This window comes from Microcoleus sp. FACHB-68 (assembly GCF_014695715.1).
Lineage (GTDB): Bacteria > Cyanobacteriota > Cyanobacteriia > Cyanobacteriales > Oscillatoriaceae > FACHB-68.
The window spans coordinates 288,641-315,143 of the sequence record NZ_JACJOT010000003.1; the positions used below are offsets into that span (position 1 = coordinate 288,641).

General features: G+C 46.1%; 20 protein-coding genes. 15 read left to right on the forward strand and 5 right to left on the reverse strand.

The annotated features are described in order from the left end of the window. Positions 1-240 precede the first annotated feature (240 nt). The 3 genes from lepA (at position 241) to H6F73_RS03650 (ending at position 5,004) form a co-directional block, all read left to right on the forward strand. Entirely contained in the window at positions 241-2,052 is a 1,812-nt protein-coding gene (gene lepA / locus H6F73_RS03640; RefSeq protein ID WP_190757444.1) for a translation elongation factor 4, read from the forward strand. A gap of 428 nt (positions 2,053-2,480) precedes the next feature. Then, complete coding sequence (locus H6F73_RS03645) at positions 2,481-3,413, forward strand: UDP-glucuronic acid decarboxylase family protein (RefSeq protein WP_190757445.1); 933 nt, start codon at positions 2,481-2,483, stop codon at positions 3,411-3,413. Positions 3,414-3,612: 199 nt separating this feature from the next. After that, positions 3,613-5,004, forward strand: a complete 1,392-nt coding sequence (locus tag H6F73_RS03650; protein ID WP_190757446.1) for a UDP-glucose/GDP-mannose dehydrogenase family protein — start codon at positions 3,613-3,615, stop codon at positions 5,002-5,004. Positions 5,005-5,062: 58 nt separating this feature from the next. Here H6F73_RS03650 and chrA read toward each other — a convergent pair whose 3' ends face one another. Beyond that, positions 5,063-6,274, reverse strand: coding sequence for a chromate efflux transporter (gene chrA / locus H6F73_RS03655; protein ID WP_190757447.1), 1,212 nt, complete (start codon positions 6,272-6,274; stop codon positions 5,063-5,065). 164 nt (positions 6,275-6,438) lie between these two features. Beyond that, positions 6,439-7,245 carry a pentapeptide repeat-containing protein gene (locus H6F73_RS03660; protein ID WP_190757448.1) on the reverse strand — a complete coding sequence of 269 codons (807 nt, stop codon included), beginning with the start codon at positions 7,243-7,245 and terminating at the stop codon, positions 6,439-6,441. Between the two features lie 305 nt (positions 7,246-7,550). On the opposite strand from H6F73_RS03660, the gene H6F73_RS03665 reads away from it, so the two are divergent. The 4 genes from H6F73_RS03665 to H6F73_RS03680 all read left to right on the forward strand — a co-directional run bounded on the left by H6F73_RS03665 (position 7,551) and on the right by H6F73_RS03680 (position 12,889). Continuing rightward, positions 7,551-7,697 (forward strand): hypothetical protein, encoded by a 147-nt coding sequence (locus tag H6F73_RS03665; RefSeq protein WP_190757449.1) that lies wholly within the window; start codon positions 7,551-7,553, stop codon positions 7,695-7,697. Positions 7,698-7,781: 84 nt separating this feature from the next. Next, positions 7,782-10,787, forward strand: a complete 3,006-nt coding sequence (locus H6F73_RS03670) for a VIT domain-containing protein (RefSeq protein WP_190757450.1) — start codon at positions 7,782-7,784, stop codon at positions 10,785-10,787. Positions 10,788-11,136: 349 nt separating this feature from the next. After that, on the forward strand, positions 11,137-12,438 hold the full coding sequence (locus H6F73_RS03675; RefSeq protein ID WP_190757451.1) for an AAA family ATPase: 1,302 nt from the start codon (positions 11,137-11,139) through the stop codon (positions 12,436-12,438). 7 nt (positions 12,439-12,445) lie between these two features. Then, positions 12,446-12,889 (forward strand): hypothetical protein, encoded by a 444-nt coding sequence (locus tag H6F73_RS03680; RefSeq protein ID WP_190757452.1) that lies wholly within the window; start codon positions 12,446-12,448, stop codon positions 12,887-12,889. 122 nt (positions 12,890-13,011) lie between these two features. Here H6F73_RS03680 and H6F73_RS03685 read toward each other — a convergent pair whose 3' ends face one another. Continuing rightward, on the reverse strand, positions 13,012-13,968 hold the full coding sequence (locus H6F73_RS03685) for a potassium channel family protein (protein WP_190757453.1): 957 nt from the start codon (positions 13,966-13,968) through the stop codon (positions 13,012-13,014). Between the two features lie 168 nt (positions 13,969-14,136). On the opposite strand from H6F73_RS03685, the gene H6F73_RS03690 reads away from it, so the two are divergent. From H6F73_RS03690 to H6F73_RS03700, 3 genes are all read left to right on the forward strand, one after another. Continuing rightward, positions 14,137-16,332, forward strand: coding sequence for a caspase family protein (locus H6F73_RS03690; RefSeq protein ID WP_190757454.1), 2,196 nt, complete (start codon positions 14,137-14,139; stop codon positions 16,330-16,332). Between the two features lie 343 nt (positions 16,333-16,675). Continuing rightward, positions 16,676-19,726, forward strand: coding sequence for a tetratricopeptide repeat protein (locus H6F73_RS03695; RefSeq protein WP_347239470.1), 3,051 nt, complete (start codon positions 16,676-16,678; stop codon positions 19,724-19,726). A 224-nt stretch (positions 19,727-19,950) separates the two neighbouring features. Continuing rightward, entirely contained in the window at positions 19,951-20,133 is a 183-nt protein-coding gene (locus H6F73_RS03700; protein ID WP_190757456.1) for a hypothetical protein, read from the forward strand. Between the two features lie 442 nt (positions 20,134-20,575). Here H6F73_RS03700 and H6F73_RS03705 read toward each other — a convergent pair whose 3' ends face one another. Together H6F73_RS03705 and H6F73_RS03710 are read right to left on the reverse strand one after the other, a co-directional pair. Continuing rightward, entirely contained in the window at positions 20,576-20,779 is a 204-nt protein-coding gene (locus H6F73_RS03705; protein ID WP_190757457.1) for a hypothetical protein, read from the reverse strand. Positions 20,780-20,995: 216 nt separating this feature from the next. Beyond that, a complete protein-coding gene (locus H6F73_RS03710) occupies positions 20,996-22,270 on the reverse strand; it encodes an EcsC family protein (RefSeq protein ID WP_199330389.1) in 1,275 nt (424 codons plus the stop codon). Positions 22,271-22,593: 323 nt separating this feature from the next. On the opposite strand from H6F73_RS03710, the gene H6F73_RS03715 reads away from it, so the two are divergent. The 5 genes from H6F73_RS03715 to H6F73_RS03735 all read left to right on the forward strand — a co-directional run bounded on the left by H6F73_RS03715 (position 22,594) and on the right by H6F73_RS03735 (position 26,467). After that, the gene (locus H6F73_RS03715; protein WP_190757458.1) at positions 22,594-24,183 is read left to right on the forward strand and encodes a glycoside hydrolase family 57 protein; all 1,590 of its coding nucleotides are present in this window, start codon (positions 22,594-22,596) and stop codon (positions 24,181-24,183) included. 13 nt (positions 24,184-24,196) lie between these two features. After that, the gene (locus H6F73_RS03720) at positions 24,197-24,403 is read left to right on the forward strand and encodes a hypothetical protein (protein ID WP_190757459.1); all 207 of its coding nucleotides are present in this window, start codon (positions 24,197-24,199) and stop codon (positions 24,401-24,403) included. 134 nt (positions 24,404-24,537) lie between these two features. Next, on the forward strand, positions 24,538-24,732 hold the full coding sequence (locus tag H6F73_RS03725; protein WP_190671825.1) for a hypothetical protein: 195 nt from the start codon (positions 24,538-24,540) through the stop codon (positions 24,730-24,732). A gap of 48 nt (positions 24,733-24,780) precedes the next feature. Next, positions 24,781-24,924, forward strand: coding sequence for a hypothetical protein (locus H6F73_RS03730; RefSeq protein ID WP_190757460.1), 144 nt, complete (start codon positions 24,781-24,783; stop codon positions 24,922-24,924). A 298-nt stretch (positions 24,925-25,222) separates the two neighbouring features. Beyond that, positions 25,223-26,467, forward strand: coding sequence for a pentapeptide repeat-containing protein (locus H6F73_RS03735; protein WP_242072319.1), 1,245 nt, complete (start codon positions 25,223-25,225; stop codon positions 26,465-26,467). The last annotated feature ends 36 nt before the right edge of the window (positions 26,468-26,503 follow it).

Consider the following 26,503-nt stretch of genomic DNA (forward strand, 5'->3'; position numbering starts at 1 on the left):
GCGCTGTTTAAGAAAACACTCGCTCCTGTCAGTCAGGCAGCCGCAACCGGCAAACGGGTTGCACCGGCATTCCCTAATCCTTATTGTACGACGCTGATTTATTCAGAACACAGCAATCAAACTAGAATCACCCGCTCTTGCTGGGAAAGCATTAAAATGCGTTAAGCAGCCCAGTCTTTGGGTGCAGATTCTCGACCCCCTATTTTTTGTTTTTTCTCGCAGGCAGCTAAAGCTAAGCGTATGACTGACGTTCCCGTCTCTCGTATTCGGAATTTTTCTATTATTGCCCACATTGACCACGGCAAATCAACCCTCGCAGACCGGCTTCTGCAAACCACCGGCACCGTCGATGTCCGGCAGATGAAGGAACAGTTCCTCGACAACATGGAACTCGAACGGGAACGCGGCATCACTATTAAGCTGCAAGCGGCCCGGATGAATTACACAGCCAAGGATGGCCAGCAGTACGTCCTGAATTTAATTGACACTCCCGGCCATGTAGACTTTTCCTATGAGGTGTCAAGAAGTCTGGCCGCTTGCGAAGGAGCGCTTTTAGTGGTAGATGCCTCCCAAGGTGTAGAGGCGCAAACTTTGGCGAATGTCTATCTCGCCCTAGACCATAACCTAGAAATTATCCCGGTTCTCAATAAAATTGACTTACCTGGCGCTGAACCAGAACGAGTTAAGGGAGAAATCGAAGAAATTATTGGCTTAGATTGCTCAGGTGCGATTCATACTTCTGCGAAAGAAGGCATTGGAATTGATGAGATTCTAGAGTCCATTGTCCATTTGGTGCCGGCACCCAAAGACACCGTATCTCAACCTTTGCGGGCGCTGATTTTTGATAGCTACTACGACGCTTATCGCGGCGTAATTGTCTATTTTCGCATCATGGATGGCACCCTGAAAAAAGGGGATCGCGTCCGCTTGATGGCATCGGGTAAAGAATATGACATTGACGAATTAGGTGTGCTTTCCCCCACACAAGTCCAAGTCAATGAACTTCATGCCGGTGAGGTGGGATATCTGGCTGCTGCAATCAAAGCCGTAGAAGATGCCCGTGTGGGTGATACGATTACCTTGGCCAAAGTGCCGGCATCTGAACCACTGCCCGGTTACACCGAAGCCAAACCAATGGTGTTTTGTGGATTATTTCCCATTGATGCCGACCAATTTCCCGACTTGCGCGAAGCTCTAGAAAAGCTGAAATTAAATGATGCTTCCCTACACTACGAACCGGAAACATCGAGTGCAATGGGATTTGGTTTCCGCTGTGGCTTCTTAGGCTTGCTGCACATGGAAATTGTGCAAGAGCGCTTAGAGCGGGAATACAATCTAAATTTGATTGTCACCGCGCCTTCTGTGGTGTTTCGGGTGACAACCAACAGTGGCGAAACCATTGATATCGATAATCCCAGCCGCTTGCCAGATCCCAACCACCGGGAAAAAATCGAAGAACCCTTTGTCAAGGTGGAGATGATTACCCCGGAAACCTACGTCGGTGCTTTGATGGAACTGTCTCAAAACCGGCGCGGTGTTTTTAAAGATATGAAATATCTGACCCAAGGGCGAACCACATTAATTTATGAATTGCCTTTGGCAGAAGTGGTAACGGACTTTTTTGACCAAATGAAGTCCCGTTCGCGTGGTTATGCCAGTATGGAATATCACCTGATTGGCTACCGCGAAAATCCCCTCGTCAAGCTCGATATCCTGATTAACAACGATCCCGTGGATGCTTTGGCGATGATTGTCCACCGTGACAAAGCTTATAACGTTGGGCGGGCAATGGTAGAAAAACTCAAAGAATTGATCCCTCGCCATCAGTTCAAAGTTCCCATTCAAGCCACCATCGGCAGTCGGGTGATCGCCAGCGAACAAATCCCCGCGATTCGTAAAGATGTGCTTGCAAAATGTTACGGCGGTGACATCAGCCGGAAGAAAAAACTGCTACAGAAGCAAGCAAAAGGTAAAAAACGGATGAAGTCGGTAGGCACCGTGGATGTACCCCAAGAAGCTTTCATGGCAGTGCTTAAGCTAGATCAAGGTTAAGGCCAAACAATTTGGCAAATTGCTCCAACAGTTAAAGATTTGATAAATTCTGCGTGCTGAAGTCCCGTTTCAGCCGCAGTTTTTGTTAACTTGCTAGTTGATTTGGTTTGGAGTCCGCCTTTTGTAGCAAAGCCTTATTCACTTGCAGCCAGTGACCCTGCCTTGATTCAAGGCTGGAATGGTAAAACTCTAAGGATAGAGGAGATAGAACACGCAGCAACAGGGGAATAATTCCTTTAGGCGCGATTTTATACCTGATCGATTTTAAATTTTGTATGTCAGGGTTTTAGAGGGTAAAGGCGCGATTAATCACGCTGATAATTATGGCTGAAAACTAAGCATAGTCAAACTTTCAGCTTGTTTAAGGAGTGGACAAGATTCAGAGTGTTCAACCGGATTTTATATCAACAGAGCGGGAGTAGGAAACGATGAGAATTTTGGTTACAGGTGGCGCTGGGTTTATTGGTTCCCATCTCATCGACCGATTGATGGCCGATGGCCATGAAGTGATTTGTGTGGATAACTTCTATACAGGCCACAAGCGAAACATCTTGAAATGGTTCAATCATCCCTACTTTGAACTCATCCGGCATGACATCACCGAACCGATTCGGTTAGAGGCAGATCAGATTTACCATTTGGCTTGCCCTGCGTCGCCGGTGCACTACCAGTACAATCCCGTTAAGACTATCAAAACGAATGTCTTGGGAACCATGAATATGCTGGGACTGGCAAAGCGTGTCAAAGCACGAATTCTGCTAGCTTCCACCTCCGAAGTGTATGGAGATCCTGAAGTTCACCCGCAAACAGAAGACTATCGCGGCAACGTGAACCCCATCGGCATTCGCAGCTGTTATGACGAAGGCAAGCGGGTTGCCGAAACCCTAGCATTTGACTATCATCGGCAAAATGGCGTTGACATTCGAGTGGCTCGCATCTTTAATACCTACGGAACTCGGATGTTAGAAAATGACGGTCGAGTGGTGAGTAACTTTATCGTGCAGTCCTTAAGGGGAATTCCCCTAACCGTTTATGGCGATGGATCACAAACCCGCAGTTTCTGCTACGTTTCTGATTTAGTGGAAGGGCTGATCCGGCTGATGAATGGCGAACACATCGGGCCGATCAATCTGGGCAACCCGGATGAATACACTATCTTAGAATTAGCTCAGAAAATCCAGCACATGGTCAATCCAGAGGCGGAAATTATATTTAAACCCTTGCCTGAAGACGACCCGAAGCAGCGGCAGCCGAATATTACTCTTGCTAAAACTTGGCTGTCGTGGCAGCCCACAGTGCCCCTAGCAGAAGGTTTAAAGTTGACAGTGCAGGACTTCCGCGACCGTGTCACTTCAAACTAACAACCTTTGCATTAAATAACACTGCGGCGAACAGGCACAAAAAGTAAACAGAGAAGGCAAAACAAAAAAGCACTCAAACAAATTTTCCACAGGTGCAATTCATGCCGCTGGTATGGGCACAATTAACTCGGTTCACGCCGCCCACCTCTTACTTTTCTTTCCCCAAACCCCAAACCCTTATTTTTGAGGATCTACGATTATGCGTGTTTGTGTCATTGGTACTGGATATGTTGGCTTAGTAACCGGCGCTTGCTTGGCCCATATTGGCCATCATGTCGTGTGCGTAGACAACAACGAACAAAAAGTAATTCTGCTGAAGTCTGGGCAGTCGCCAATCTTTGAACCGGGACTGACAGAGATTATGCAGTCAGCCTATCAGAGTGGGAATCTGGAATTTACCTCAGATTTGGCAGCCGGGGTGGCTCACGGTGAGATTTTGTTTGTTGCCGTGGGGACACCGGCACTCGCAACCGGCGAAAGCGATACCCGCTATGTCGAAGCCGTTGCTCGTGGCATTGGTGCCCATTTAGACGGCGGGTACAAGGTGATTGTGAATAAGTCAACCGTGCCGATCGGTTCAGGTGACTGGGTGCGGATGATTGTGCTTGATGGCATTGCAGAGCGTCAGAAGGTGCTAGTGGGAGTCGGTGGCGGCACAAATGAAGAGGTTGCCATTGAAAGCGGTGTTAAGTTTGATGTCGTTAGCAATCCAGAGTTCTTACGCGAAGGCTCAGCAGTCTACGACACCTTTAACCCAGATCGGATCGTTTTGGGAAGCAACAGCCCCAAAGCCATCTCAATGATGCAAGAACTTTACACGCCGATCATTGAGCGCAAGTTTGCTGAAGATCAGTCGCTGCCGGCGGTGCCGGTGGTTGTCACCGATATTAGTTCTGCTGAGATGATCAAGTACGCCGCAAATGCGTTCTTGGCAACCAAAATCAGCTTTATCAATGAAATTGCCAATATTTGCGACCGCGTCGGTGCAGATGTGGTGCAGATTGCCAAAGGAATCGGTTTGGACTCCCGAATTGGCAGCAAGTTTTTGAATGCCGGCATTGGTTGGGGTGGTTCCTGTTTCCCCAAAGATGTTTCCGCGTTAATTCACACTGCTGATGACTATAACTATGAGGCTCAACTCCTCAAAGCTGCAGTCAGCGTCAACCAGCGTCAGCGGTTACTCGCGATTGAAAAACTTCAGCACGAACTTAAAATCCTTAAGGGTAAAACCGTAGGTTTGTTAGGTCTGACCTTCAAACCGGATACGGATGATATGCGCGATGCGCCGGCACTCAACGTGATTGAGCAATTAAACCGGCTGGGGGCAAAAGTGAAAGCTTACGACCCGATTGTGTCTCAAACCGGCATTCGTCATGGCCTATCTGGCGTGCTTGTGGAAACCGATCCAGAACGGCTGGCCGATGGCTGCGATGCCCTGCTGGTGGTGACGGAATGGGAACAGTTCCGCACGCTTGACTATGCAAAAATGGCCAAGCTGATGAACAACCGCGTGATCATTGATGGCCGCAATTTCCTGGATCGCGAGACGGTGGAAAAAGCCGGCTTTCGTTACGTTGGCATTGGCCGGTAATTAGAGGTTAGGGACTAGGGGTTAGGGGCTAGGGACTCGTTTCCCAGCCCTTCCTCGCCTATCCGTTGATCAAGATCAAATTAGCAAGCCAGCCCATCAATGCGCCCCCTAACACGAGCCAGACGGCGCTAACGCGAAGGCGAATGGCAGCACCGGCAGCAATGATCGCAATGAAGAGTGCCGGCCAATCAATGTTGAGTTGGGTGCCGGTTGAGACGAGCAGGGTTCCTCTAGCGAGTTGCACAGTCACTGCCGCCATCAGGGCAATAGCACTAACATTCACCGCATCTAAAAATGCAGAAGCCCAAGGACTGGAACGCAGGCGCGGGATCAGTGGGTTTAATGCAGCAACAAACAGAAACGAAGGCAGGAAAATGCCCAGTGTGGCTACGACTGCTCCGGGCCAGCCGGCAATCACATAACCAATAAATGTAGCAGTTGATGACACCGGCCCTGGTGTGAATTGGCCAATGGCAATCGCATCAAGTAGCTGCTGCTGAGTTAGCCAGCCTTGCCCGACTAATCCCTCTTCTAGAAAGGCGACCAGCACATAGCCACTGCCAAATAAAACAGACCCAACTTTCAGGAAAAATAATCCCAGTTGCCACAAAGTCGGGGCCGCAGGGGAGGCAACCGGGGAAGCGGTAGAAAGTTGGGAGAGTAAAGGATGGAAGGAAAATCCGATCAGCCATCCGTTAAATCCTGTGCCGGTTCCATTATTGCGTTTCTGGGATAAACGCAGCCAAAGCATTCCCAGCAAACCCCCCAGTAATAGGGCAATCACTTCATTTAGCCCTAAAAATAAGGCTACGACAACCGCAACCGCGATCAGCAGAAGTTTGCGGTTTTTAACAGCGGTTTTCCCTAGTTTCCAGATAGCGCCCAGGATGATGGCGAGGACTGCCGGCTTGATGCCATAGAGCAAGGGGGCGACTTGCGGCAGTTGGCCAAACACGACGTAAGCCCAAGCAAATGCGCCGGTGATCACAACTGCCGGCCCAATAAAACAGATGCCGGCGACGATTAACCCCAACCAGCCGGCGTAGATGTATCCCACATGAATCGCCATTTCCGTAGAATTCGGGCCGGGAATCAAGTTTGTTGCACCGACGAGGTCGAGGAATTGCTCTCGCGTCAGCCACTTGTGCCGGTTGACAACCTCATCCTCCATCATGGCGATGTGAGCCGCAGGGCCACCAAATCCGATTGCGCCGAGTTTGAAGAACACTTTGGCTAGTTGAGGCAGCCGGTGTGGGGCTGAAGAATCCATTAGTTGCCTCGGTCACGGGATAGGGTTTTATTCTAGAGGCATTATTTTTATCAAGAATTTGGTGAACTCGTATAAGACCTTGTACAAGTTCCAGCACAGGGACGTTTACACCTTAGGCAAACAATAGTGCCAACCGGCAATTTACCACTAAGAAAAATCGATTTCTAGGGCGTACCGAAGCGTGGCTTGCCGGCAGAACCTGGGGAATCGGAATAATACGGCCCTGCATGAGGCAAACTCAAGTAAGACATTCCCACCGGCGGCGCACTTGAGGTTGTCTCCACATTTGATCGCCTTATATTTTGGCTGTCGCTCTCAAGCCCAATTGCACCATCCAGCTTCGCATTTGCCAAGTTCGCACCATTCAAATTGGCACCACTGAGATTTGCGCCACTCAGATTTGCATTTAATAGGTTGGCGCTACTCAAGTTCGCACCGCTGAGGTTAGCATCACTGAGATCAGCCTCCACTAACCGCGCATCACTCAGATTCGCATTCAGCAGGTTAGCTGCAACTAAATTTGTTTTCCCCATATTTGTCCCTCCCAAGTTTGCCCCACTCAGGTTGGCTCTCGTCATCTGGGTGCCGATTAAATTCGCCCCTCCCATATCTGATCCGCTTAAGTTGGCATCACTGAGATCACTGTTTACCAGATTTGCCACTCTTAAGTCAGCACCGCTGAGGTTGGCACTGTTGAGATGGGACTCAAACAAATTAATTCCCTTAGCGTCTAAACCGCTTAAATCAGCACTCACCAGATCCGCAGCCACTAAGTTAGCAAAACTTAAATCAGCCCCACTCAAATTGGCCTTGCTGAGTTTGGCATTATTGAGATTGGCAAACATTAACTTGGCACCGCTGAGGTCGGCACCCGTGAGATTGAACCGGCTCAGGTTGGCATCCCTAAGATCGCCTCCCTGACATTGTTTCGTTTCTAGCAGCCGTTTGACGTGTGCGGGATTCCCAGCCATGTTCTTTCCCTTGATGACAGCACCCTGATTTCCTCAATTCAGAAATTGGGTATCGACAGTTGTGAAAGCGCTCTTGCTGCGCGTGATGTCAATCCCAGCAACCGCAGCAATCAAATTCGTTTGCTGGATCAGAAATAACTCAACGCATATTATCCCAAAAAATAACAGATCCCAACTCAAACGCCTAGTATTTGCCGGCTTACCTCTACACCCAACTGGCTGGGGTTTAAACCCTAGGCTTACAGCGCTACAGCATCCAGTGTTCCGAGTTTAAAGTGATCTGTGTCAATCCCCCTGAAGAAAGATTGGCTAGAATCGCGGCAATTATTGTACTTCAGCAGACGAGCCGGCTTTTGAGTGCTTGTCCACCGGCACTTTCTGAAGCTCAGCAACGCGCACCGGCTGCTTTTTTTGCTCTGATTAATCCGTATTTCACCCAGCAAAAACTGTAGCGCCTATTCAACAAGCGCTTCCTCGCTTGGACACGTCATGTGCCATCCCTGGCAACTCCATTAAGTCTTAAAAATCAGGTGTTTATGAGTCAATTGTCTTCTCAACGAAACTCCACCGGCAACTTCGATGGGTGCTACTGCCTCAATCCCAACTGTAAAAGCCCGAAAAACCCACCCTCAGCGGAAATTTGTCATAGTTGCGGCGCTCAATTACTGCTACAAGGGCAATATCGGGCAATTGCACCCATCGGTGCCGGCGGATTTGGGCGCACCTTTCTGGCGGTGGATGAGTTGCTGCCGGCACAAAGACGGTGCGCGATCAAGCAGTTTTTTCCGCAGCAAACCGGCAATACTGAGAAAGCTTCAGAACTGTTTCGAGAAGAAGCGCGGCGACTCAAACAACTAGGTAACTATCCGCAAATTCCGCAAATGTTGGGGTATTTTGAGCAAAACGGACATCAGTATCTTGTGCAGGAGTGGATTGCCGGTTGCAATTTGGCGCAAGAATTAGCAGAGGCGGGATCTTTTAACGAAACTAAAATTCGTCAACTATTGAATGACTTGCTGCCGGTGTTATGGTTTGTCCACAATCACCAAATTATTCACCGAGACATTAAGCCAGAAAATATTATTCGCCGGCAGGCTGATGGCAAGCTGGTTTTAGTCGATTTTGGGGCAGCAAAATTGGCGACGGAGACGGCTTTGGCGAAAACCGGCACGATGATCGGTTCTGCTGCCTACACAGCGCCGGAACAAACCAAAGGCAAGGCAATTTTTGCCAGTGATATCTACAGTTTGGGTGTCACTTGTATCCATTTAATGACTCAAGTTGCTCCCTTTGATTTGTTTGATAGCGGCGAAGATTGTTGGGTTTGGCGGGATTATTTGAGGATGCCGGTGAGTCCTCAGTTGGGGAAAGTTATTGACAAAATGCTGCAAAGTGCAACGAAGCGGCGTTATGAATCAACGACTGAAATTCTTACGGATTTAAATGCGACTCCTTCAGCACTGTCAAAGACAAAGAATAAGGTGCTATTAGGGGGGACTGTTATCGTCGTGGGATGGATTGCCGGCATGAGTGTATTGAGTACATTATTTCCGCCGCCGGCAACTTATTACAATAGCCCAGTATCGGAGGAATATAACCTGCCGGTGAAGCCAAAAGCACCGCCACAGGTTCCAGGCTTATTTACTGCGGATAATCAACAAAAAATATTTCCGTTGCAACATACGGAAGTCCAGGCAAAAATTTCTGGAAATGTGTCGCGGGTGGAGGTGACGCAGACATTTGCTAATCCTTACAAAGAACCTTTAGAGGCGATTTATACCTTTCCTCTGCCAGATGAGGCGGCGGTGGATGATATGGAAATTCGAGTTGGGAATCGCGTGATTCGTGGCTTAATTAAAAAGCGGGAAGAAGCAAAGCAAATTTATCAGCAAGCGAAACAGCAGGGGAAAACTGCCGGCTTGCTTGAACAGGAACGGGATAATATTTTTACCCAATCTTTGGCTAATATTAAACCCGGTGAGAAAATTGATGTCACCATTCGCTACACCGAAAGTTTAAAGTTTGAGGGAGGCGACTATGAATTTGTTTTCCCAATGGTGGTAGGGCCGCGTTATATTCCAGGAACAAGTGTAGCAGATGGCGCGAAACTAAATCCACCAATTGCCACAACTCGATCTGGGCAAGATATTAATGTCACGGTAGATATTGATGCCGGCGTCCCGATTACTGAAGTCCGTTCACCTTCCCATCAAATGGCAATTCAACGTGCCGGTTCAACAATGGAAGTGAAACTTGCTGGAGAAAATACGATTCCCAATAAAGATTTAATTCTGCGTTATAAAGTTGCCGGTGCTTCCACTCAGGCAACGGTATTAACTCAATCGGATGAAAAAGGCGGTCATTTTGCAACTTATTTAATTCCGGCAGTCAAGTACAATCCGAATCAGATTGTGCCTAAAGATGTTGTGTTCTTGATGGATACATCTGGATCTCAAGCCGGTGCGGCTATTCAACAATCTCAGGAATTGATGCGACAGTTTATTAATGGTCTCAATCCTGATGACACGTTTACGATTATAGATTTTGCCAGTAACACAACTCAACTGTCCTCTAAACCGTTACCAAATACGCCGGCAAATCGTGCCAAAGCGATTGCTTATGTTAATCGCTTAAGTGCGAATGGTGGCAGTGAGTTAATGAATGGAATGAATAAGGTTTTAAACTTTTCGCCGGCACCTAAAGGACGCTTACGAAGTGTAGTTTTGTTGACAGACGGATTGATTGGTAATGACACTCAAGTGATTGCAGAAGTTCAGAAGCGGCTAAAAGCTGGAAACCGGCTTTATAGTTTTGGTGTCGGTTCTTCAACGAATCGGTTTTTAATTAACCGGCTGGCAGAGTTGGGACGAGGAACGGCTGAAATTGTGCCTCCCCATGAATCTGCCAAGGCTGTTGCACAGAAATTTTTTCGAGAAATTAACAATCCGGTTTTAACAAATATTGAGGTAACTTGGGTAGGTTCTGGGAAGCCGGCGGAAATTTATCCCCTCAAGGCAGCAGATTTATTTGCAAGTCAACCTTTAGTCTTATTTGGGCGTAAACAAGACCAAAGAAATGGGCAAATTCGCATCATCGGCACTATCGCAGGGGGTCAGCGTTATGAGAAGATTCTCAATGTGAATTTCGATCAAGTGAGTGGCAATTCTGCCATTTCACAACTCTGGGGAAGGGCGCGAATTAAGGATTTGATGAATCAAATGTACGGCGCTGAAAATCCTGCCGGTGTTAAGGCAGTTACTGATACTGCACTTGCCTATCGGTTGCTATCTCAATACACGGCATTTGTTGCAGTGTCTGAAGAGGTACGAGTTGATCCAAAAAATCCCAAACGGCAGGAATTTGTGCCGATTCCTATTCCGGAAGGAATGAACAAACAAATAAGTTCTGCTGCGTTACCAGCAAGTGCGGATGTACCAGAACCCAGCCAAATTTTGGGAACTGCGGCAGGATTTCTGTTGTTAGGAATTGGTTTTTCTCGGAAGCGCCGGCGGGCTAATTTGAATATTCCACCTCGCAATTAGCCGAGTGTTTAATCTCATACTCCTCTGCTATCTCAACGATATAATTTTGGGTGGCCGGGGAGTCGCTGCCGACTGCAAATTTCAGGCTATGTAAGTAATAGGGGCAACCTCCAGAGGCTATTGTTTTGTGTTCTCAGCCTATGCGCGTTTCTCAGGCAAAAGTGATCAGCCTTGTACTTAGCCGGTGTTCAGCCGTTAGTTGAGTGATGAACTTATTACACAATCCCGCTTTTCGCTGAAGGATAAGCTATAATTGTTATTTGATTTACTTTTATGGCATCATAGACTTACAAGCTGCCAGCTCATGCAATAAGATTAAGGTTATCTTGAGCCTACTTAACTTTCAACTATGCCTGAAAAACTAATCGTTAAAAACTTTGCTGGAATTAAAGAGCTAGAGATTGAAGTCAGAAAGATAAACATTTTGATTGGGCCTCAAGCTAGTGGTAAAAGTGTATGTGCAAAGCTACTTTTCTATTTTAAAAGCTTTATTGGGGACATTTTATCGACTGTAGTAAATGAGCAGACAAAGCGCGACTTAAACTCGAATTATTCTAAAAAATTTGAAGAATATTTTCCATCAAATTCACTAGGCAATAATGAGTTTTTTATAAGATATCAAATCTCCGATGTTTTTATAGAAATTAGTAAAAACCCTCAGAATAAAGGTAAAGTTTTATTAACTTATTCAGATTTTTACAAACAACTATTTGATGATTTACGCAATTATATAAAAAAAGAGAAAAAAAAAGCATCTAAAGATAAAAGATACGAGGCTTTAGGCATTAATATATCTTATCTAATTATAGGTAGAGAATACTTAACTGAATATATGATAAAAGACTCCCTTGGCATAGAAGCACAGTTCGTACAACTTTTTATTCCAGCAGGGCGCTCTTTTTTTGCTAACCTTCAAAGTAATATATTCTCTTTTATATCTAGCAATAATGCTCTCGATCCGTTTTTGAGGGATTTTGGCTCTACATACGAAAACATGAAAGGCATACGTTATCGCTTACGTTCTAGAATAAAAAACCAATCTAGAGAAGAGAAAGACATACAAGATGAGATAGATAGATTAGTAGAAAAAGCGTTGTGCGGTAAACATATACATGAAAAGGGTAAAGATTTTTTAGAGATTGCAGACGGAAGACGTATTAGTATTGCAAACTCATCTTCCGGTCAACAAGAGACATTACCTCTGGCAATTATGCTAGCTACGCTACCATTTTTTATTAACCCTCGTTCTTCTCCTGGGCGAACAGTTTATATTGAGGAACCAGAGGCGCATCTATTTCCCAGCGCACAACGCGATATTATTGACTTGATAGCCACTGTGTTTAATCAGCAACAGGATCAGCTTCAATTTTTTATAACGACTCACAGCCCGTATACTTTAACAGCGATTAATAATTTGCTACAAGCTGGAATTCTCTATAACCAAGCGGATGAAAATGCGTTGAATGAGCTAGAGAAAATAGTGCCTAGGTATAAGGCATTAATGACTAAGGATTTATCTGCTTACACATTAGCAGATGGTAAATGTTGCAATATTATATGCCCCGATACGGGCTTAATAGATGCAAAAGTTATTGATGCTGTCTCTGATGAGCTAGCTATCGAGTTTGATAAACTTCTGAACCTAGCTTAAGTCATCTATGAAAAGCTTTCCAGAATGTGAGGAATATGTATCTGATACAAAAATTGTTTTGCAAGAAAATAAGAGTAAAATAACTTTTAAAAATTCTAACCAAGAGCAAATACGCAAAATTAAAGTAGATGGCTGCGCTATTAATGATAATAAAACTTTACGTTGTGATTATGTGCTGATTCCTCAAGAGGACATAGAGATATATGTAGAGTTAAAAGGCAGTGACATCTCCCATGCAGTTAAGCAAATACAGTCAACTATTGCTTTACTTTCAGATGATGTCAAAAACAAAAAAAAGTTATGCGTCGTAGTGTCCACTCGCGTTCCAACCACTGGAACAAACATACAACAATTGCAAATTCAATTTAAGCAGAAGTTTAATGCAAGTTTTATAGTTAAGAATATTCAGTATGAGTGTAATTTAGAAGATCCACTTAAGTTGAGGAGTTAAAGCTAAGGGAATCTAACAGTGTGCGGTAAGAAACAAATTAAAATCAGTGAATTTTTCTTTGCCTCTCTTCATCAATATTAACAAATTAAATACCTGACACTTTAAATCCCCTGATACCGGCTTCAATGAACCTTAAACTTACCCACTGCTTCCTTATATAGGGAAATCGCTAAGTCTCGGATAATTTCTTCATTCTCAAAACTATCGCCAAACTGTTTCTTCGCTGTCTCTATGCAGAATTTCATTAACTCTGCTGATTGTTCAATATGGGTTGTCATTGCCTGCTGTCGTTCTTTTGTCCAAGGTTTTGCCTCAAGTTCAGGACGCTTTCTTTTTTGGATTTCTTCAGAAAACCCTGAAGCAATAATTCCAGCCGGCAGCGCAAACAATCCAATCCCAATAAAAGCAAGGGCTGCGCCAAATAATTTTCCCACCGGCGTTACCGGGTAAACATCTCCATACCCCACCGTTGTTAATGTTACCACTCCCCACCACATCGCCGCTGAAATGCTGGGAAACGCTTCAGGTTGCGCTTCATTTTCCACCAAAAACATGATACTAGATGCAAATATTAACAAAATAATCACCGCTACAACCGTCATAATTAATTCATCTTTTTTGCCGTTGATAACTTTCAGAATAGTTTGCAGAGATTCTGAATATCTAATTAATTTTAGTAGTCGCAACAATCGCAAAATTTCTGTTGATTCGATTAATTGCACGTGCGGAAACATCACGCGCAAGAAAAAAGGAATAATCGCCATTAAGTCAATCACCACTAAAGGACTCACGGCATATTGCAATCTTCCCCAAAAACGATGTGAGTATCTAGCATCTGCTGTGCATGACCAAAGCTGCAAAAGATACAAAATTGTAAAATAGATAACGGCAATTAATTCAATATTTGATAAAAATACCTCATACTTGGAATAAATTTCCTGAGAAGTCGCCAAAACAAAATCAGTAACATCTAAAATTACCAGCACAGTTACGCTAATATCGTCGAATCGGCTCAGCCAATCCTCAGAATCAGATGATTCTAAAATTTCATAAACTCTGCTTTTAATTTCTTGACTCATGTTCTAAATTTTGCTATTAAATAAAAACAAAACCTAATCAATAATCATAAATCTTGGCAAATTCTCAAACAATCCCAATTCTGTATTAATACTTAATAAAACTCATTAAATTTAAAAGCTCAAATGGGTGCATCCAAAATCAGAAATCAAAATTCTTGAGGAGGAACGATGTCCCGCATTAAGCGCCGTCAGTTTTTGCAATTCACCGGCTCTTTTCTTTCAACTTTAGGTTTAAGCCAGCTAGATATACAGCAGCAAGGCAACAAAATGGGTAAATTGCTGGCTCAAAGCACCCCGCGCAAACTTGCCTTGCTGGTGGGAATTAATCAATACGCTGAAGATGCCGGTTTTTCAAATTTACAAGGCTGCATCACGGATGTAGAATTACAGCGGCAACTGCTGACCTACAGATTTGGTTTCAATCCGAAGGATATCCTGACACTGACAGACGCGCAAGCCACACGAACCGGCATTTTAAAGGCGTTTGAAGAACATTTAATTAAACAAGCCAAACCGGGAGATGTGGTGGTATTTCACTACTCCGGACACGGATCTCAAGTCGTCGATCCAGATAAAGATTATCCTGATGGTTTGAATAGTACCTTTGTGCCGGCAGATAGTAAACTACCGCCCGATTATCCCGTGAAAGGCGGTGCTGTGCAAGACATTATGGGGCACACGCTATTTTTATTAATGTCGGCATTGCAGACAGAAAATGTAACGGCGGTGCTCGATAGCTGCCACTCCGGCGGAGGTACGCGGGGGAATTTCCGGGTGCGATCCCGTGATGGCGGCAGACAACTCGAAGCGAGTGCGGCTGAGTTTGAATATCAACAGCAATGGCTTTCACGGCTGAATCTTTCTCCAGAAGAATTTATCAAACAGCGTCGCGCCGGCATCGCGAAAGGTGCGGTGATTGCCTCGACAAAACGTAATCAATTAGCTGCTGATTCGCCCTTCAGCGACTTTTTTGCCGGCGCATTTACTTATTTAATGACGCAATATCTCTGGCAGCAAACCGGCACAGAAGTGTTGGCTAATGCGATTCCGAATATTGCCCGCAGTACCACCCAGCTTTCCTTCAGCCGGCAAGAACCGATATTTGAAGTTAAACCGAATAGCGGCAACGATAACAAACCCCTGTATTTTATCAACCGGCAAACGCAGCCGGCGGAAGCAGTTGTTACTAATGTTAACGGCGATCAAGCCACATTATGGCTAGGAGGACTCGATCCCCAAAGCCTTGCTGCATTTGGGAAAGGGGCGGTTCTCACCGTTGTGGACGCCCGTGGTGGCGAACAAGGACTGGTACAGTTAGAATCTCGAAATGGATTAATTGGGCAGGGAAAATTGCTGCAAAACGCCCAGCCGGGATCGCTATTGCAGGAACGCGCACGGGGCATTCCCACCGACATAAATCTCCGCATCGGTTTAGATTTGTCTCTTGGTAACGATGCCGGCAGCGCCAAACAAGCCATCGACGCGATCAGACGCATTGAAGTGGTGCCGGTGCAACAAAAAGAGGTGCACTACATTTTAGGACGGATGACCGGCACGTATCGCCAAGAATTACAGTCTAGGCAAATTCCCAATCTTCCAGCCGTGGATAGTATTGGCTTATTTTCCCCCAGTTTGGAAGTGATTCCTAATTCCTTTGGGGCTGCCGGTGAGCCGGTGAGTGCTGCGGTGAGCCGGTTGCAAGCTAAACTCAAATCACTTCTCGCCGCGCGAATTGTCAAACTTACTCTTAATAGTAATTCCTCGCGGTTGAATTTAGTTGTCTCCATGACGCCAGAAAATCAAAGCCAAGTTTTAGCGCAGTCATTCACGGCGCGGGGTGGGGGACAACCCAGTGTTCAGCCAAAGGTTGCATCAACTGTTACGCAACTGCCCTTACAAACACCGATTCAATTTCAAATTGAGAATAAAGAATCTCGCGATCTTTATCTCAGTGTATTGGTGATTGATTCTAGTGGCGAAATTTCAGTGGTTTTTCCTAATCAGTGGACAGCATCGGATGACGTAACACGGGTGAGTGCCGGCCAGACTCTAGCAATTCCAGACTCAAATAAAGATGGATTTAAACTGATTACCCAGGAACCCAAAGGTTTGACTGAAGTCTTGATTGTTGCCAGCAGTTTTCCCCTACGAAAAGCCCTTCAGGCATTGCGTCAATTATCCTCTCAAACGGGAGTAGGACGAGGCCCCGTGACTTTAAATCAGCCGGCGGAAGTGATGGGAGATTTACTCGATGACTTAGGAGAAACCAGTCGCGGGATGCCGGCGGCAGCAATTAATCCTGCGGTTCGTGGCATCGACACAACCCAAATGGCAGCACTCTCAATAAGTTTTGAAGTGATTTGAGTTTATCAATTCCTGCAAAAAAATAGATTCATCTGCGTTTATCTGCGTGCATCTGCGGTTAATTTAATAGGCTGCCGGTGTACCGCTCAAATAATAATTTGATTAGTTTTTAGCCACGGGTGGACACAGATAAACGCCGATAAATACAGATGAGTTAACGCTTGGTGTCTAAAATTAACCGCTCATTCAAAATTTTTGTTTGGAAACTCATAATTAATTCTTTGATCTTAATCGTATGCAAACTCAAAAAATAGTCCGTAGCGCCCTCTTTACATTTCTATCTACTCTTCTCCTTAATTCTCAATTCATCCCGAATCGCAGATCCCAAATCCATCAGGGTGGGGTGTTAGCACAAGCCCCTAATAACCTTGAAGCAGAAGCATCACGACTGTTAACTCAAGGTGCTCAGCAGTTAAAAGCCAATCAAGTTGAAGCAGCAATTGAATCTTGGCAGCAAGCACTAACTATCTACCGGCAACTTAAAAACCGACAGGGAGAGGTATGGACTTTAGGCAACCTTGGAGCTGCTTACTACAGTATTAATAACTACAATAAAGCGATTGAATACTATCAGCAAAGTTTAGCCATTGCCCAAGAAATCAATGACCCAAAAGGGCAACTATACGCTCTTGGAAATTTGGGAATTGCTTACAATGATTTGGGCAATTATGAAAAGGCGATGGAGTATCACGAGCAAGATTTAGCGCTGGCACGAAAGCTTGGAGATAAATCGGGTGAGGGATCGGCACTTAATGATTTGGGAAATGTATACAAAGCTTTGGGAGACTATGCCAAAGCCCTTGAGGCGTACGAGCAAAGTTTAGCATTTGCACGAGAACTCAAAGATCGCCGGGGAGAAGCGAATGCGCTGGGCAATCTTGCAGTTGTTTACAAGAATTTTGGCAATTATACCAAAGCAATTGAAAATAACGAGCAGACGCTCATGATTATGCGAGAAATTGGCAATCGGGGAGGAGAAGCTATCATTTTATCGAACTTAGGCGATGATTATTATGCACTAAGCAATTATCCCAAAGCGATTGAAATGTATGAGCAAAGTTTAGCGATCTTTCAATCCCTCAAACATCGGCTGGGAGAAGCGAATGCGTTGGGCAATTTAGGACGCACCTACAAAGCGCAAAGCAACTATTCCAAGGCAATAGAATTTTACCGGCAGACTTTAGATATCTCGCGAGAAATTGGCTATCGCAGTGGTGAGGCAACCACGCTCAACTTGTTGGGAACGGTTTACCACGATCAAGGTGACGTGACTCAGGCGATTAATTTATATCAGCAGAGTTTGAGCATTGCACGAGAAATTCGCAATCCTTCAAGTGAGGGGAATATTCTGGGAAATTTGGCAAGTGCTTACCAGGAGTTGGGCGAGTATGCCAAGGCAATTGAACAATACGAGCAGACTTTATCAATTATGCAATCCCTAAGCGCTCGCCAGGAAGAGGCAACAGTGCTGGGCAATCTCGGAACAGTCTATTTTGAGGTGGGAGAGTATGCCAAAGCAATTGAAAAGTACAACCAACACTTAGCGATTTCCTTAGAAATTGGCGATCGTGATGGGCAGGGAAACGCGCTGGGAAATTTGGGAATTGTTTACCGCGAGATAGGCGAGTATGCTAAAGCGATTGATTACCACGAGAAACAACTGGCGATTGCTAAAGAAATTGGTGATCGCAGCGCAGAGGGGACGGCTTTGGGACAGATCGGTCTTGTTTACGATGACCAGAGTGAGTACGCCCAAGCTATTAATTACTATAAGCAGCATTTGGCGGTGGCGCGAGAAGTTGGCAACCGACTGGGGGAAGCAAAGGCGCTGGGAAATATGGGATTGGCTTATCATTTCCTGAATGATTATGAGAAAGCTATAGAATATGACCGGCAGAGTTTGGAGATTGTCAGGGACATTAAAAATCCGATTTCAGAAGGGTCTATTCTAAATAATTTAGGGCTGTCCCTGTTTCGATCTGGAAATTTACCTGAAGCCGAAAAAACGCTGCGTGCCGGCATTCAAGTTTTAGAATCTCTCAGAGCCGGTTTAAAAGATAATGATGCGCTGAAAGTGTCAATCTTTGAAACCCAAAGAAATACCTACACGACATTGGAACAAGTGTTAATTGCTCAAAATAAACCCGAAGCAGCGCTGGAAATGGCAGAGCGAGGGCGAGCTAGAGCATTTATAGAATTATTAGCAGGCCGGCTATCTCCTGAAACTGCTGCTCAAATTGCGCCGCCAAATATCGAGCAAATTAAACAAATTGCCAAACAGCAAAATGCAACATTAGTTGAATATTCCATTATTTATGATGATTTCAATGTTAAAAATAAACAAAGTTATCAAGAATCAGAATTATTTATTTGGGTGGTTAAGCCGACAGGTGAAGTTGCATTTCGTCGAAGCGATCTCAAATCCCTATGGCAACAACAAAATACGTCTCTTTCCCAACTCGTTACTAACAGCCGAGAATCTATAGGTGTTCGGGGTCGCGGGTTGGGAACCATTGCGAGGGTGAGTGAAACTGAGCCGGCAAATCGGCTGCAACAACTTCATCAGTTACTTATTTCACCGATTGCAGATTTGTTGCCGGCAGATCCAGAAGCCCGTGTGACATTTATCCCGCAAAAACAACTATTTCTCGTTCCTTTCGCCGCTTTACAAGATCAAGCCGGCAAATACCTGATTGAAAAACACACAATTGTCATAGCGCCGGCAATTCAAGTGCTGGATTTAACCCACCGGCAACGGCAACAAATTTCAGGGACAAAGACGTTGGTTGTTGGCAATCCCACGATGCCAAGCATTTCGTTAAAACCAGGAGAGCCGCCCCAGCAGTTACCCAGTTTACCAGGGGCACAACGGGAAGCCTTGGCGATTGCTCAAATACTCAACACTCAAGGGATCACCGGCGCTGCTGCCACCAAGGAGGCAATTACAAAGCAAATGCCTGCCGCGCGGCTAATTCATTTGGCAACCCACGGCTTATTAGATGATTTTCAGGGATCAGGCATACCGGGGGCAATTGCACTCGCCCCTTCTAAAGGTGACACAGGTTTGCTGAGTGCCGGTGAAATTTTACAGCTGAAACTTAATGCCGATTTAGTCGTCCTCAGTGCTTGTGATACGGCTGGGGGACGCATCACCGGCGATGGGGTTATTGGGTTATCTCGCGCTTTGATTGGTGCCGGTGTGCCTAGCACGATTGTGTCACTGTGGGCAGTTCCAGACGCCCCAACCGCATCCTTAATGACTGAATTTTACCGGCATCTTCTGCAAAAGCAGGACAAAGCCCAAGCCCTCCGCAGCGCCATGCTTACCACGATGCAACAACACCCCAATCCCAAGGACTGGGCCGCTTTTACTCTGATTGGTGAGGCATTATAAAGCCGATTTGACGTTCAATTTCTTCTTTCTTAATCGATCTTGGTGCCTCTAGCCTGGTTGCCAAATTGCCGAATTTAACACAGCCAGACTAGAAATTGCCACACCATGTATGGATTTTTATGTAAAATTGTTGACATTATCGAAAACAGGACGTGAAATAGAAATCCGCAAGAGACTGGCGAGAGCGCTGCCCAACACCATAGCAAAAGGAGAGTTAATCAACGATGAGAGAAATTCTTAGCATTTTCACCCCTGTGATTGCCACTATCGCAACGGCTTACATTATGGCAGTGTTAGGTCTTGTACTCCCCGAAGTGTTTGGAGTTTTAGAGGGCATTCCACAGTGGATGTGGACAGCGGTTTTGTTGTCGCTAACAGTATCAGTTTATAAATATCGCTGCTATTGAGGGATACGGCAGTTGCCTAAAAAGCTGTTGAGTTCGCTTATTAGCCAATTCTCATGTTTTCAAGGGGCCATCCATATATTTGCCCCTGTTTTTCGTGTTAATTTTGCTTGATTAAGCTTAAAGTTATTTTTTACTTTGTATGATAGATGTCATACATTTTCTGGCTTTATCTGTATATACCTGCCAGCACTCTGCATTTATCTAGGGTAAAAAAATCAACTTTAGCAATAAGTCGAGACGCTCAAACCTACAGATAAAAAAATAAGAGTGCCGGCTGCAATCGTACTCGATTCAAAAAGAAACAGTAACCGTTTGCTTGCAGCCTCAAAAATATTCCCCTAAAAATTTGACACAACGCTGTGGGAAAAAACCAACTCTTTCACAAAACCTTGGAACTTTAGAGCAAAATTAAGCGCTGACAATTTAATAGAAACCGGCACATTTAATCGACTACTCGGAGCAACCCTCTGCGTAAGGCGTCGAACACACGGTCAATCTGCTCTTGCTCTTGCGGGGTGAGTGTGTCTTTGGATAGCAGCGTCTTCATAAATAATTGTTGATCGGCGCGTGTAATCCGGTAGGAGGTAAAAATTTTCTTGATGACCTGATCGAGACTAGATTCGGGGAAATGCGCTTGAGTTTGCATAGGACTACCGCAACACTAAGGTTATCCTTACGTTTATTAAATACTCCTGAACGCTGATTGCCGATTGGGTAGCCGGCAGTGCAGGACAGAGGCGAAAGAAAGAGAAGTGCGCTTGCAGGGGTGAAGGATAAATTGCTTAACCCTTCACATTTCAAACTTAACTCTTCACTCTTCCTTATTTTGCTCATCTGCACTCAAGGCTTCGCATCCGTGTAGTTACTGGATTGCGTCAATTTTGGTATTTAATTTTGTTGTAATGGTTGCGATGACTTCAGATTCTGCCGGCGAAGTAATTTGGTCGAGTTTAACGATTTTATCGCACTGCCCTAGCAGGGCCACCGCAAAATCACGATTAAGGCGCTCAAGCAGTGCCTCTAAAGGTTGAGGGGATTGCAAATTGGTAGAAATGACCTCCAGGGAAGCGGGACTGAGGTTTAGCGGTTGCAATTCGGGCACAATGTCGTCGCGAGATTTCCCCGGATTGCCGGCTAAAATCAGGTGGGCTAAAATGCCATCCATAATCGCTTGTTGCTCTAGCGCCACCTCTTGATATTTCTCGCTCTGCGCCTGAGTTTGCGAGAGGGTTTCTTTAGAAGTGAGCGGGTTTTGCTTGGCTTCATAGAACCGGCACGCCGCATATCCCAGTGAATACAACATCACCGCATTCGCACTCGCACCAATCGCCGCACCGGCTGCCGGTAATGTCCGCAACAACCCCAAGCCGGCTTTAATTGCCCGTGATCCGCCTAGCGCCAGCCCGAAAATTGCCAAAACTTCGCCTTTGCGTGCCGGATCTTGCAAATCCATCCCATAGGCGGCAGCGATTTGATAAACCATTTCCGCTTGTAATAGCGTTGTTGTCATCAAATCAACCCCCAAGGTTGCCGCCGCTACCCCAGGCACCAAGCTCGTTACCAGTCCAATGCCGCCGGCATAAAACGACTTCTCCAGCATCAAATGATGAGCAATCTGACTCGGTGATTGATTTGGATGTTTTTGCTTGAGCTGTTGCACTGCCTCCTGCGCTTTCACCACATCCACGCGATCCACAATTCTCACCAACCAATCCACCTGCAACACCTGAGTGGCATATCGCAACAGTGGGTTATCTCCCACAAAAGCAACCGCCACACCGGCTCCTTGCGCCGCTTGAGAGAACATTCGTTGTGTTTGTTTGGCAGCAGCTTCTCCCGCATGAGCAACCGCCTTACCCGCTTGAGATGCCGTATTCCCGATAGCTTCTCCCACATTTGCAGCCGTTTCTACCACCGCCTTACCCGTCTGCGATGCTTTATTGCCGATTGCACCGCCAACGCCGGTGACTTTCTCCGTAACAGACTCCCAAACCGAATTTTTTTCATCTTCAGATGAATCTGCCGGCACCTCAGTAATTTTGCGGGACTCGTCTGCCGGCTTGTTACGATTGGAAATCCCATCACCTGAGTTTGCCGGTTGATTTGGCTCAAATGCTGGATGCTGGTTGTCGCTCATATCAATTTTGGGTGGGTAAATTTTACCTTGGGTGTTATCGCTAAAAGCATTACTATGGAAGAATTACAGCTTTTTGTTTTCTAAATTACATTAATGTATCGGATTTTATATTATTAGCTATCCTCCAATTTGATAGATGCAAATCCCTCGCTGACAACAGCCATAATTTCAGATCGAGTCATCTGTCTTAGGAAACATTTTTTAGATGAAATTTTAGCCGATGATTGCTCTTTCGTTCCCCTTTCATCTTAAAATCTTTAAATATTGTAAAATTCCCCGGCTCCCAATCGGTTCTGCATTTAACCACGATCCTTGAGTAATTTATGGCTATTGGCTACCTCGCCCTTGTTCTACACGCCCATCTTCCCTTTGTCCGACACCCTGAAAGTGATTATGTATTAGAAGAAGAATGGCTATATGAAGCCATCACAGAAACCTACATTCCTTTACTGCGAGTATTTGAAGGATTAAAGCAAGACGGCATTGACTTCAAAATAACCATGAGCATGACACCGCCATTGGTGTCAATGCTGCGCGATCCACTACTGCAAGAACGCTACAGCGAACACTTGGCCAAACTTGAAGAACTGGCCGAGATGGAAGTTGAACATAACAAACATAATGGCCATATCCGCTACCTTGCCGAGCACTACGCCACAGAGTTTCACGAAGCTCGCGAGTATTGGGAGCATCATAAAGGCGATCTTGTTAGCGCCTTCAAGCAGTTCTCAGACACTAACAATCTAGAAATCATCACCTGCGGGGCGACCCACGGCTACCTGCCGCTGATGAAAATGTATCCCCAGGCAGTTTGGTCGCAAATTCAAGTTGCCTGCGAACACTACGAAGAAAACTTTGGCAGGTCTCCTAAAGGAATTTGGCTGCCGGAATGCGCCTACTATGAAGGGCTAGACCGGATGCTTGCCGATGCCGGCTTGCGTTATTTCCTCACTGATGGCCACGGCATCCTCTATGCGCGTCCCCGCCCACGCTTTGGCACCTACGCCCCCATCTATACTGAGTGTGGCGTCGCTGCCTTCGGTCGCGATCATGAATCCTCACAACAAGTTTGGTCGTCTGAAGTCGGCTATCCCGGTGCCGCAGAATATCGGGAATTTTACAAAGACTTGGGTTGGGAAGCGGAATACGATTACATCAAACCCTACATCATGCCCAACGGCCAGCGGAAGAACGTTGGCATCAAATACCACAAGATCACAGGTCGAGGTCTGGGTTTAGGAGATAAAGCGCTTTACGATCCTTACTGGGCACGGGAAAAGACGGCTGAACACGCCGGCAACTTCATGTTCAACCGTGAACGCCAAGTGCAACACCTGCACGGCATCATGCAGCGTCCTCCCATTATCGTTTCACCCTACGACGCTGAGTTATTCGGTCACTGGTGGTATGAAGGCCCTTCGTTTATCAATTACCTGTTCCGCAAGAGTTGGTATGACCAAGGGACATATAGCATGACCCACTTGGCCGATTACCTGCGCGAGAACCCCGCTCAGCAAGTCGCCCGCCCCTCCCAATCGAGTTGGGGTTATAAGGGTTTCCACGAATACTGGCTCAATGATACCAATGCCTGGGTTTATCCCCATTTGCACAAAGCCGCAGAACGGATGATTGAGCTGGGCAAGCTTGAGCCGGCAGATGAGCTGGAGTGGCGGGCGCTCAATCAAGCAGCGCGGGAAGTCTTGCTGGCACAATCTTCTGACTGGGCCTTTATTATGCGTACCGGCACAATGGTGCCCTATGCCGTGCGCCGGACGCGCTCACACCTGATGCGCTTCAATAAGCTCTACGACGAAATTAAGATGGGCAAAATTGATAGCGGCTGGCTGGAAAAAGTCGAAGAAATCGACAATATCTTCCCCAACATCAACTACCGCGTCTACCGGCCTTTGTAAGAGGGCATGGGGCATGGGGCATTGGGCATGGGGCATGGGGCATGGGGCATGGGGAAAATTAAGTGTTCTCCCCTCTGCCACTCAGGACTCAGGACTCAGGACTCAGCACTCTCCCACTCTCCCACTCTCCCACTCTCCCACTCAGGACTCAGCACTCAAAACCAGGCTTCCTCTATACCAACGAGGGAGCCTGAGCTTTTTAGGGCCAACGCAGTTATAGCCCTTTTCTGAGAGAATATTAAGTTTTGTTTCAAAAACGCATTCTGTAAAAATTTATACAGAATTTGCTGATATCTTAAATAGAGAAGGCAAACAAGCCCATCTTTTTTCTCAGAAAAACAGGAGGAACCGAGAATGTCCACTCAAGATCAAGCGCGTGCGTTGATGATGCGTCACCACCACCAGATCAAGAATCGGCAGCAGTCGATGCTCTCCCGTGCAGCGGCAGAAGTTGGACTCGAAGCCGATGACTACTGGAGCAACATTCAAGGCAAACCTCACTCCAGCTTCTCTGTTTCCTACGACCGCTCTCATTCGACGATGAGCTAATTTTTATCTCTTTATTGCATTACATTGACTACACCGGAGGAATTTAAAATGTCTACTCAAGATCAAGCTCGCGCCCTGATGATGCGTCACCAGCACCAAATCAAAAATCGGCAGCAGTCGATGCTTTCGCGCTCAGCAGCAGAAGTGGGACTCGATGCAACTCAAGTCAACAATCTGCCTCCTGTTGAGTGAACTGTAATTGCTGTAATGCAGTTGTAGGATCGTTGCTTGGATTTTGCCTCCTAGGGTTGCATCTGGATCGGGCAGCCGGCTGATGCACCTAGCTAAAAAAAACAATTAAATCACCCAGATCAATTGAATAACAAAACCAATCGAGGGCGTCTTCTCCAGCAGGAAGCGCCCTTAAATTTTTTTGTCTTCAAGAATTCACGATCTAGCTGATCTGAGTCCATATCAAGTGTGAGGCTGCTTTTGGATTAAGCTAAATTTGGATATCTAAGATGTCCTGAAGACAAATTCTGAATGGGCGATGCAAGAACTTCTCTCCTCCATGCCTCAGCCAGACTGCTTATCAATGAATTTGACCGGCATCCCTAGAAAAACCGGCCCAGTTGGCGAGCAAATTGACTTATCCGTAACCCTCAACTTCGATGAATCGTGGCAGTCGGTGTTGGAGGGGCGCTTCAAATTTGGCCTGATCCGGGGCCGGCTAAGGCTGAAGCTCGAAAACTGCAAAATGCTGCAAGAGTCGCAGCAGGAAGCCGGCAGTGACATGGTAACGCTGATAGACGAGCCGGCAGCCGAAAAGCCCAATCCCTGCCAGTGTCAGGTGATCACCGGCGGGGGTGAGACAGAACCCAGCTGGATATTTGCAGCTCCATCTAGCCAAGCTGTTCTCCAAGGTTCTCTCAAGAATTTCCCTTTGGGAACGTTGCAAGTCACGAGTCTGCCTTGCCAAGTGCAAGCGATCTTTGATGTGTTGCCGGCAGATACAGAAATTACTGAAATTGAGGGATTGTGGCCACCTGAAATCAGCCCAAACAAACTTTCTATTTTAGAAAAAAAATTAACGGGGGCAATTGTTGAGTTTAACCTCAAGCCTTCTCTGATTCGGGTGGCGGCGCTGCAATATACTTCGCTGCAAGAACAGTCATCTTGGAGTAGTAACGGCAGTGAAGATTCGGCAATCGCGCCGGCTGAACTTGCAGAAGTTATTGACAAGATTGTGGCAGATCAAACCAATGATTTTTTCGAGTTGGCTAAACTGGCGGAACTTAATCCCGCTGAAGATTTTGCCGGTGCAAATTTGCTAGGCGTAACCTTAGTGGGTGTGGATTTGAGTGGGGCAAATCTTGTTGGGGCAAACCTGCGGGGTGCGCTGCTTAATGATGCGGATCTGTCCAGTGCAAATTTAAGTGGGGCAAATCTTGCCGGTGCCGATCTCAGCGGTGCTTTGTTGAGTGATGCAAATATCATGAATGCGGATTTGCATCTTTGTGGGTTAGCTTTAGCAAATTTAAGCGGGGCGAATCTTGCCGGCGCGAATTTGAGGGAGGCAAGTTTGAGCAATGCCAATTTAAGCGGGGCGAATCTTAGCGGGGCAAATCTGACGGATGCGGATTTAAATCATGCGGGGTTGGTGTTAACAAATCTTGCCGATGTTGAGCTTGCCGGTGCCAATGTGGAGGGGGCGCGATTTCGCAATGATTCTGGAATTTCTAGACAAATGCAGGAAGCATTGCAAGAACGCGGTGCAATTTTAGAGGATTTATAGATTAGAATGCTGCCGATTTTATGAGGGTGTTTGTGA

Coding starts and splice junctions, on each gene's coding strand:
- lepA (WP_190757444.1), top strand. CDS start 241: ATGACTGACGTTCCCGTCTCTCGTATTCGGAATTTTTCTATTATTGCC.
- H6F73_RS03645 (WP_190757445.1), top strand. CDS start 2,481: ATGAGAATTTTGGTTACAGGTGGCGCTGGGTTTATTGGTTCCCATCTC.
- H6F73_RS03720 (WP_190757459.1), top strand. CDS start 24,197: ATGGGGCATTGGGCATGGGGCATGGGGCATGGGGCATGGGGAAAATTA.
- H6F73_RS03675 (WP_190757451.1), top strand. CDS start 11,137: ATGCCTGAAAAACTAATCGTTAAAAACTTTGCTGGAATTAAAGAGCTA.
- H6F73_RS03715 (WP_190757458.1), top strand. CDS start 22,594: ATGGCTATTGGCTACCTCGCCCTTGTTCTACACGCCCATCTTCCCTTT.
- H6F73_RS03680 (WP_190757452.1), top strand. CDS start 12,446: ATGAAAAGCTTTCCAGAATGTGAGGAATATGTATCTGATACAAAAATT.
- H6F73_RS03705 (WP_190757457.1), bottom strand. CDS start 20,779: ATGCAAACTCAAGCGCATTTCCCCGAATCTAGTCTCGATCAGGTCATC.
- H6F73_RS03670 (WP_190757450.1), top strand. CDS start 7,782: ATGAGTCAATTGTCTTCTCAACGAAACTCCACCGGCAACTTCGATGGG.
- H6F73_RS03650 (WP_190757446.1), top strand. CDS start 3,613: ATGCGTGTTTGTGTCATTGGTACTGGATATGTTGGCTTAGTAACCGGC.
- H6F73_RS03660 (WP_190757448.1), bottom strand. CDS start 7,245: ATGGCTGGGAATCCCGCACACGTCAAACGGCTGCTAGAAACGAAACAA.
- H6F73_RS03735 (WP_242072319.1), top strand. CDS start 25,223: ATGCAAGAACTTCTCTCCTCCATGCCTCAGCCAGACTGCTTATCAATG.
- H6F73_RS03710 (WP_199330389.1), bottom strand. CDS start 22,270: ATGAGCGACAACCAGCATCCAGCATTTGAGCCAAATCAACCGGCAAAC.
- H6F73_RS03690 (WP_190757454.1), top strand. CDS start 14,137: ATGTCCCGCATTAAGCGCCGTCAGTTTTTGCAATTCACCGGCTCTTTT.
- H6F73_RS03725 (WP_190671825.1), top strand. CDS start 24,538: ATGTCCACTCAAGATCAAGCGCGTGCGTTGATGATGCGTCACCACCAC.
- H6F73_RS03685 (WP_190757453.1), bottom strand. CDS start 13,968: ATGAGTCAAGAAATTAAAAGCAGAGTTTATGAAATTTTAGAATCATCT.
- H6F73_RS03700 (WP_190757456.1), top strand. CDS start 19,951: ATGAGAGAAATTCTTAGCATTTTCACCCCTGTGATTGCCACTATCGCA.
- chrA (WP_190757447.1), bottom strand. CDS start 6,274: ATGGATTCTTCAGCCCCACACCGGCTGCCTCAACTAGCCAAAGTGTTC.
- H6F73_RS03730 (WP_190757460.1), top strand. CDS start 24,781: ATGTCTACTCAAGATCAAGCTCGCGCCCTGATGATGCGTCACCAGCAC.